The following is a 7,553-nucleotide window of genomic DNA, read 5'->3' as shown; positions in this document are numbered from 1 at the left end:
TGGCGATGAGCGCGCAAGGCAAGGCGGGCGGCTCGGCCTTTTCGGCATCGCTGTCGGGCAAGGGCAAGGCCGATCAGCTGGCCGAAGCGCCGCTGGCGCTGACCTTCAACGCCAGGAGCCCGGATGCCGCCGCGTTGCTGGCGCTCTACGGCCTGCCGGCATTGCCGCTCGGCATGTTGGGTGAGGCGACCACCGATATCTCCGCCAAGGGCTCGCTCAGCGGCGGGCTGGCGACGGACTTCAGCTTGGCGGCCGACGACTTCAAGGCCGAGTTCCAGGGAACGGTTGCCGATACGCCGCAACAGGGCGTGTCGGCCAAGGGTAAGGTCAGTCTCGAAGGTTCCGACATCGAGCCCTGGCTGATGACGACCGGCGTCGGCCTGCCGGGCATGGGGACGGGAACCTCGGCCTCGCTGGCTGCAGATGCCGATTTCGGCAGCGGTCTGCTGGTGCTGAGCGGGCTGAACGGCGCCATCAACGAGGCGGCCGTTTCCGGCGACGTCAATGTCGACGTGAAGGATGGAATGCCGCACCTTGCCGGCGCGCTGGCGCTCGACGAGCTCGATCTCGATCCGACGGCGGTGGCGCTGTTCGGCGATCAGTCCTTCCTGGCCGGCAAGGGCGGCTGGCCGACGGCACCGTTCAGCCAGAAGTCCAGCCTGCCCTTCACCGCCGACCTTGATCTGACCACGGGGGCGCTCGCCGCCGGGCCGTTCGCCACCGCCCATGACGCGTCGCTGTCGTTGAAGCTCGACCAGGAGGGCATCCGCGTCTCGGACCTCAAGGCCAGGCTCTTCGGCGGCGCGCTGACCGGCCTGTTCGAGCTGAAGAACAATGACGGCACCGGGCTTTTCTCCGGCCAGATGAAGCTCGCCGGTGCCGATCTTTCGGCCCTGTTGCCAAATGCCGGCCTGAGCGGCAGTGGCGATGTCTCGACGGCGCTGTCGACCAGCGGCAAGTCCGTCGATGCGATGGCAGCCGCTCTGTCCGGTTCCGGTACGGCGACGCTGAGGGGGCTCACCATCGCCGGCGTCAACCCGGACGCCTTTCCCGCCTTCGTCGAGAAGGCCGATTCGATCGGGCGCGATATCGACGCGGCCAAGACCGCAGGCTTCGCGCCGGAGATCGCAGCCAATGGCAATTTTGCCGCCAAAGACACCGAGATTGCCTTCACGGTGGCCGGCGGCACGCTGCGTGCGCCGCCGATCAGCCTCGACAATCCGGCGGCGACGCTGTCCGCCGACGTCACGGCGAATCTCAACGCCAGCACCGTCTCGGCAAAGGGCGCCATCACCTACCGGCCAGGCGACGAGGCGCTGGTCGGCTCCGAGCCGGCGGTGAATTTCAGTGTCGAGGGGCCGCTCGGCGCCGCCGACCGCCTGTTCGATAGCGAGCCGCTGGCGCAGTTCCTGACGCAGCGCGCGCTGGAGAAGGAGCAGCAGCGGGTCGAGGCGATGCAGGCCGCGCTCTTGGAGAAGCAGCGGCTGCGCCGCGAGGTGCGCTATTACGCGGCACTGCAAACCGAACGCGACCGGGCGGCCGAGGAACTGCGCCGGCAACAGGAGGAGGCGCGGCTGCAAGCCGAGGCTGAGGCCAAGGCAAAGGCTGAAGCGGAGGCGCAAGCCAGGGCCGAAGCCGAGGCAAAGGCGCAGGCGGAGGCCGAAGCGAAAGCCAAGGCCGAGGCGGATGCGAAGGCGCAAGCCGAGGCCGACGCGAAAGCCAAGGCCGAGGCCGAGGAAAAGGCGCAAGCCGAGGCGGGCGCCAAAGCCAAGGCCGATGCCGAAGCGAAAGCCAGGGTGGAACAGCAGGCGGCTGACGCGGCGGCCAAGGCGCAAGCCGAGGAAGAACGCCGAAAGGCCGAAGAGGCACTGCGCATCGCCTCGGAAGAAAGGGCCAAGCGGGACGCCCAACGCAAGGCCGCCCAGCAAGCACCAAAGGTCGATGGCTCCCTTCCTGGCGTCAATGACGGTTCGGCTCCACCGCCACCGAAGCCCAAGTCCAATCCGTTCACGATCGACAACCTGCTGAAGTCGCTGGATGGCGGCTAGGACGAACCGCTCTTCCCGCGTTTGGCCCAATCCAGAACGCAAAGCCTGAGCGCGGAGGAGAGGTTGGCGTCGCGCGGACGGGTCTCGTCGATCTCGGCGACGAGAGCGGCAAGCGTCAGCTTTCGCGCCGCGGCGATGGCGACGAGATCGTCGTAGAAGGCCTTTTCGAGCGAATAGCTGGTGCGATGGCCGCGGATGGTCACGGAACGCTTTTCGACCGGGCTCACGTAAGGCGCTCAGCTCTCGTTTGAATCACCAGGCTTTTCGCGGCGATGGTCGGCGATGAAGTGCTCGGCCTTGTCGGCGGCCATGCGGTCACGGTCCCGATCGGCTTTGGAGCGGCCATGCAGGGCACGGTTCTCGCCGGCCTGCCGCTCCTTCTCGGTCCGCGCCTTCTGCTTGCGGACCTGGCGGAGATTGACGACGTCGCCCATGCCGCACCGTCCGGGGAATTATTTCTTGCGGAAGGCGTCGAGAGACACCACGTCGGCGCTTTTGCCGGCGTCTGCCGCGGCGGGCTTCTTGTCGGCCTCGGCGGCGGCTTTCTTCTTCGTCTCCGGTTTCTTCTCGGTGACGACGGCCAGCGGCTCGGGCGTGGGCTGCGCCGGTTCGTCCTCGGCCGCCCCATCAGTCCTGACATCGAACTCGAGCTCGAAATTGACCGAGGGATCGTAGAAGCCGCGCACGGCGGAGAAGGGGATTTCGAGCTTCTCCGGCACATCGGAAAAGGAGAGGCCGACCTCGAAGCCGGTGTCGGACACTTTCAGGTCCCAGTACTGGAACTGGATGACGATGGTCATCTGCTCCGGATAGCGCTCGCGCAGCCGCGAGGACACGCGAACGCCCGGCGCGCCGGTGAGGAATGTGATGAAGAAATGATGGTTGCCTGGAAGGCCGGTGCGCGCGACTTCGGCCAGGACCTTGCGCATAACGCCGCGCAACGCCTCCTGGGCCAGAATGTCGTAGCGGATGTGGTCGTCGGCCATGTAGCAGGTCGGGTTCCGTTGAATCGTCCGCATAGCTGTAATGAAGCTTGAGCGCGGCGTAAACCGCATATAGATCGCAGCCCTCTCGAAGCGAGGGCCATTGCCGGTGTTTTGATGGCTCAGGCGCCGACGAGCACGCTCTTCTTGGCCGCATGCGCCGTGGCCTTCTGCCTGCCGAAGGCGCGAAGGAAGGTGCGCACGCCATTGCTGGCGGATTGCAACACTTCGCTTTCCGTTGGCGCGCCGCCAAGCATGAAGGTTATCTGCAATTCCGCGTTGACGAGAGCCAGGAACTGGCGCGCAGCCACGTCGGGGTCCTCGATCGAGAGATAGCCGGCATACGCAAGACGGGCGAAGCGGGCGGCAAGCGCCGACCAGGTGCGGCCCGGGCCTTGCTCGCGCCATTCGGCGAACAGTTCGGGATAGCGCTCGCCCTCGGCCTGGATCAGCTTGCGCAAGAACCTGCCGTCGCGGTTGCAGATGCAGTTGCGGTTCATGCGCACGGCGAAGCCAACAAGATCGGCCGCGATGTCGGTGGGCTGGTCGGGAAAGGTGGCGATGGTGGCGAAGATGCCGGCGTTGCAGCGCTCGGTCAGGTCGCGCACCACGGCGATGAAGAGCTTTTCCTTGTCGCCATGATGGTTGTAGACGGTCTGGCGCGACACGCCGGCCTCGGCGGCGATCAGATCGATGTTGGCGCCGGCAAACCCTTCGCGGCAGAAGACCGAAGCAGCGGCCTCGACGACCGAAATGCGCTTTGCCTCGTGGCTGCGTGGCGGGAAATTGTCAGGAGAAACGCAGGGCTTCATAAAAAACTATATAGCGGCGATTGACGATTTGGACAAGAGTGTCTAATTTTGTGGACATAACACAAGGCATTCGCTCCGGAGAGACAATAGGTCCCCCTCTGAGGTGTCGGAATGTCGCGGGATGGAACGTCCTGGGTTAGACGCCGCTTTCGCGGCGGCAGCCAGATCCGAAAGAAGCCTAATCATGAGTCCCAAATTCCTCCGCATCGCGGTCGTGCTCGGCCTGTTGTCCGCCATCGGCCCGTTCGCCATCGACATGTATCTTCCGGCCCTGCCGTCGATCGGCGAGGACCTGCATGCCGGCACCTCTGCGGTGCAGATGAGCCTGCTGATCTTCTTCCTGTCGATGGGCTTCGGCCAGATTCTGGTCGGGCCGATCTCGGACATGGTCGGCCGCAAGCTGCCGCTTTATGGCGGCCTCGCATTGTTCATGGTCGGCGGCATCGGCTCGGCGATGGCGCCGACCATCGAATGGCTGATCGCCTTCCGGTTCCTGCAGGGCCTCGGCGCCAGCGCCGGCATGGCCATTCCGCGCGCCATCGTGCGCGACCTGCACACCGGCAATGAGGCGGCCAAGCTGATGTCGTTGCTGATGCTGGTGTTTTCGGTATCGCCGATCCTGGCGCCGCTGACCGGCAGCCAGATCATCGAGAGCTTCGGCTGGCGCGCCGTGTTCTGGACGGTGACGGGCGCGGCGGTGCTTGCCACCATCTTGCTTGCGACTTCGCTCAAGGAAACGCGGCCGGTCGAGGAACGTGCCGGCTCATCCTTCGGCGCGGCGTTGTCGGGCTACCGCTTCCTGATGGGCGACCGCAACTTCCTCGGGCTGGTCTCGATTGCCGGCTTCGGCATCGCGAGCTTCTTCGTCTACCTGTCGAGTTCGTCCTTCATCCTGATCGATCACTACGGCCTGTCCCCGTCGGTCTATAGTGTGTTCTTCTCGATCAACGCGGTTGCCTTCATCGGCATGTCGCAACTGACGGGAATGCTGGCGGATCGCTTTGGCTTGAAGCGCGTCGTCTGGGTGGCGGTGACTGGCTATGCGACGACGATGGTGGCGCTGTTCGCGATCATGGCCTCGGGCGTCGACCGGCTCGACGTGATGGCGGCGCTGCTCTTCGTCGGCTACGGCTTCCTCGGCCTGGTCATCCCGACGACCTCGGTGCTGGCCATGGAAGAGCATGGCGAGATCGCCGGCACGGCCTCGGCGCTGATGGGCACGCTGCATTTCGCCATTGGTGCGCTGGCCATGGGTGTCGCCGGACTGTTCTTCGACGGCACCCCGCTGCCGATGGTGGCCGGCATCACGCTCTGTGCGGTGATTTCTTTCACCCTCGCCAAGCTGACGCTCGGCCGCGCGCGGGAGACGGTGGAAGCGCCGGCCGAGTAAGCAACGCTCAATATCGTAACAGAAAAGCCGGGCTCGCCCGGCCTTTTTCATGTTTTGCATAAACCCGCCGCATCGGGAACGAAACGCAATCGCGCCTCGATTGGACGCGCGGGAACAGGTCGTGGCCCCGCGCCTGGGCAAAAAAACTTGCGGTTGCAAAAAGTGGGAGGAGGGGAGAAGTGGAGGTTTCTGTTGCCAGGTACCTCCGAACCCCGCCTAGAAGTGCGAACCTCTAGGGCTTGATTTGAAGCGTTCGCACTGCATTACGCAGCGAGACGAGCTTCCGCATAGTTGTCGTTGGCAACTATAAGTTTAGCCCGATGACGGTGGTACAATGCCGGGCAAAAGTACGATCTTTACACCTTCGTCGATCCTATTTCGCCCCCAGCAAAAGCCGCTCTTTTCGAAAGAGCGGTTTTTGGTGGAGGCGCCGGGTACCGCCCCCGGGTCCGAACGGCTTATTGCATCGCCTGTTTATCGCCATAGTCGGTCAAGCCGACGAAACGAATATAGGGGCCGATCATGGAAATTGAAAGGCCGAACGGGACTTTGTCCCTATCTCAAATGGATCGTCGAGGGTTGACTTGCCGGCGCGCTCAACCGAAGCTTTGCACCGGTGAGGAGTTGCTACCCAGCGCACAGATTGCGTAGCGCGCCACAAGCCTCATCGACCGGATCCGTGGCGCCGAGGAGGGGATTTTTCCGATGGCCGACTATCTTGCGGATGTGAAGAAGTACGACGCTGGCGCCAGCGCCGACGCGGTCGAGAAGATCGTGAAGCACCTGGGCATCGCGCTCAGAAACCGCGATTCCTCGCTGGTGTCCTGCACGGACCCGAAGGAACTGGAACGCGTGCGGGAGAACTGGGCCGCCAAGAAGCTCGGCGTCGCCGACGCCAACAAGGCCGATGGCGCGATCGAGAAGGCCTGCAAGGCGATGGCCTCCGACAACACCAAAAGCCGGGTGACTTTCTACTATCTGGTGGCGAAGGATCTCGGCAAGCTCGGCTCCCTCTGAAGCATGACGACAGGGCGGCAGCCGGCACGACCTGGTGCCGGCGCCGTCACATCGGCGCGTCCACATCTGCGGCGGGCTTTGTGGTATTCGATCGACGGCCGGTCGGTTATGATTGCTTGACACCCGAATCGAGGCCAAGCCGATGCGCCAGTATCTCGACCTGTTGAAGCATGTGCTGGAGAACGGCGTCGACCGCGGCGACCGCACCGGCACCGGCACCCGTGGGGTGTTCGGCTACCAGATGCGTTTCGACCTCTCACGCGGCTTCCCGGTCACGACAACCAAGAAGCTGCATCTGAAGTCGATCATCCACGAGCTGCTCTGGTTCCTGGCCGGTGACACCAACACCAAATACCTCAAGGACAATGGCGTCTCCATCTGGGACGAATGGGCGGACGAGAACGGCGACCTCGGTCCGGTCTATGGCAAGCAATGGCGCTCGTGGCCGGACGGCCGTGGTGGCGAGATCGACCAGATCGCGGGTCTTTTGAAGGAGATACGCCGGAACCCCAACTCGCGGCGACTGATCGTCTCGGCGTGGAACCCCGCCGAGGTGGAGGCGATGGCGTTGCCGCCCTGCCACTGCCTGTTCCAGTTCTATGTCTCGGAAGGCCGCCTCTCCTGCCAGCTCTACCAGCGCTCCGGCGACATTTTCCTCGGCGTGCCGTTCAATATCGCTTCCTACGCGCTGCTGACGCTGATGGTGGCGCAGGTGACGGGGCTTAAGCCCGGCGATTTCGTCCATACGCTTGGCGATGCGCATCTCTACTCGAACCATTTCGAGCAGGCGCGCGAGCAACTGCGGCGCACGCCGAAGCCGCTGCCGACGATGTGGATCAATCCGGAGGTGAAGGACCTTTTTGCCTTCCGGTTCGAGGATTTCCGGCTCGAGAACTACTTCGCCGATGCCACCATCAAGGCGCCGATCGCCGTTTGAGGTGTGCTGATATTCAGGTGATGCCGGCTTGCGAACGGCGGTTTCCTGCGCTTCCGGTGCTCACGCACTTTAAGTAGGCTCCGCTCCGGTTCTCGGAAACAGCCGTTCTCGGCTCGGCCTGACCTGAATCTCAACGCACCTTCGGCCCAATGTCAGAATTTGGAGTCTGACCCCTCCGACAATCGCCGTCAGTCGATGCCGACCATGACATCCGAGGCCTTGATCACGGCATAGGCCGGCTTGCCCTTTTCCAGCTTCAGGTCGGCAACCGCCTCGTTGGTGATCGAGGCGGTGACGACGGCACCGCCGGTGTCAATGCGGACATGCGAGGTGGTGGCTCCCTTGACGATCGTGCCCTTGAGGATG

9 protein-coding genes and 1 other RNA gene are annotated in these 7,553 nt (G+C 63.9%); 4 read left to right on the top strand and 6 right to left on the bottom strand.

Features of this window, described 5'->3' with window-relative positions:
• On the top strand, positions 1-2,048 hold a 2,048-nt coding region (locus EN742_RS17210; RefSeq protein ID WP_281034971.1), incomplete at its 5' end, for an AsmA-like C-terminal region-containing protein.
• On the opposite strand, the gene EN742_RS17205 is transcribed toward EN742_RS17210, so the two are convergent.
• The 4 genes from EN742_RS17205 to EN742_RS17190 form a co-directional block, all read right to left on the bottom strand.
• The gene (locus EN742_RS17205; RefSeq protein ID WP_126053946.1) at positions 2,045-2,275 is read right to left on the bottom strand and encodes a ribbon-helix-helix domain-containing protein; all 231 of its coding nucleotides are present in this window, start codon (positions 2,273-2,275) and stop codon (positions 2,045-2,047) included. The genes EN742_RS17210 and EN742_RS17205 overlap by 4 nt on opposite strands.
• Positions 2,276-2,284: 9 nt before the next feature.
• A complete protein-coding gene (locus tag EN742_RS17200) occupies positions 2,285-2,482 on the bottom strand; it encodes a DUF4169 family protein (RefSeq protein ID WP_126053947.1) in 198 nt (65 codons plus the stop codon).
• 18 nt (positions 2,483-2,500) lie between these two features.
• Positions 2,501-3,034, bottom strand: a complete 534-nt coding sequence (locus tag EN742_RS17195; protein WP_126053948.1) for an SspB family protein — start codon at positions 3,032-3,034, stop codon at positions 2,501-2,503.
• Positions 3,035-3,153: 119 nt separating this feature from the next.
• Entirely contained in the window at positions 3,154-3,843 is a 690-nt protein-coding gene (locus tag EN742_RS17190) for a TetR/AcrR family transcriptional regulator (protein WP_127406233.1), read from the bottom strand.
• Positions 3,844-4,027: 184 nt separating this feature from the next.
• On the opposite strand from EN742_RS17190, the gene EN742_RS17185 reads away from it, so the two are divergent.
• On the top strand, positions 4,028-5,233 hold the full coding sequence (locus EN742_RS17185; RefSeq protein WP_126053950.1) for a multidrug effflux MFS transporter: 1,206 nt from the start codon (positions 4,028-4,030) through the stop codon (positions 5,231-5,233).
• A 178-nt stretch (positions 5,234-5,411) separates the two neighbouring features.
• Here the strand turns inward: EN742_RS17185 and ssrA are convergent.
• Positions 5,412-5,772, bottom strand: a transfer-messenger RNA (tmRNA) gene (gene ssrA, locus EN742_RS17180).
• A 166-nt stretch (positions 5,773-5,938) separates the two neighbouring features.
• Between ssrA and EN742_RS17175 the strand changes: the two genes are divergently transcribed.
• Together EN742_RS17175 and EN742_RS17170 are read left to right on the top strand one after the other, a co-directional pair.
• Positions 5,939-6,250, top strand: coding sequence for a DUF2853 family protein (locus EN742_RS17175; RefSeq protein ID WP_127406234.1), 312 nt, complete (start codon positions 5,939-5,941; stop codon positions 6,248-6,250).
• Between the two features lie 142 nt (positions 6,251-6,392).
• Positions 6,393-7,187 (top strand): thymidylate synthase, encoded by a 795-nt coding sequence (locus EN742_RS17170; protein WP_127406238.1) that lies wholly within the window; start codon positions 6,393-6,395, stop codon positions 7,185-7,187.
• 188 nt (positions 7,188-7,375) lie between these two features.
• On the opposite strand, the gene EN742_RS17165 is transcribed toward EN742_RS17170, so the two are convergent.
• A complete protein-coding gene (locus EN742_RS17165; protein ID WP_128333061.1) occupies positions 7,376-7,552 on the bottom strand; it encodes a TOBE domain-containing protein in 177 nt (58 codons plus the stop codon).
• Position 7,553 lies beyond the last annotated feature (1 nt).

This window comes from Mesorhizobium sp. M4A.F.Ca.ET.020.02.1.1 (assembly GCF_004022645.1).
Taxonomy (GTDB): Bacteria; Pseudomonadota; Alphaproteobacteria; order Rhizobiales; family Rhizobiaceae; genus Mesorhizobium.
This window is presented reverse-complemented; position numbering and strand designations above follow the sequence as displayed.

Excerpts from the sequence above, each read along its gene's own strand:
- EN742_RS17170 (WP_127406238.1), top strand. The coding sequence starts at position 6,393 with ATGCGCCAGTATCTCGACCTGTTGAAGCATGTGCTGGAGAACGGCGTC.
- EN742_RS17195 (WP_126053948.1), bottom strand. The coding sequence starts at position 3,034 with ATGGCCGACGACCACATCCGCTACGACATTCTGGCCCAGGAGGCGTTG.
- EN742_RS17190 (WP_127406233.1), bottom strand. The coding sequence starts at position 3,843 with ATGAAGCCCTGCGTTTCTCCTGACAATTTCCCGCCACGCAGCCACGAG.
- EN742_RS17185 (WP_126053950.1), top strand. The coding sequence starts at position 4,028 with ATGAGTCCCAAATTCCTCCGCATCGCGGTCGTGCTCGGCCTGTTGTCC.
- EN742_RS17175 (WP_127406234.1), top strand. The coding sequence starts at position 5,939 with ATGGCCGACTATCTTGCGGATGTGAAGAAGTACGACGCTGGCGCCAGC.
- EN742_RS17200 (WP_126053947.1), bottom strand. The coding sequence starts at position 2,482 with ATGGGCGACGTCGTCAATCTCCGCCAGGTCCGCAAGCAGAAGGCGCGG.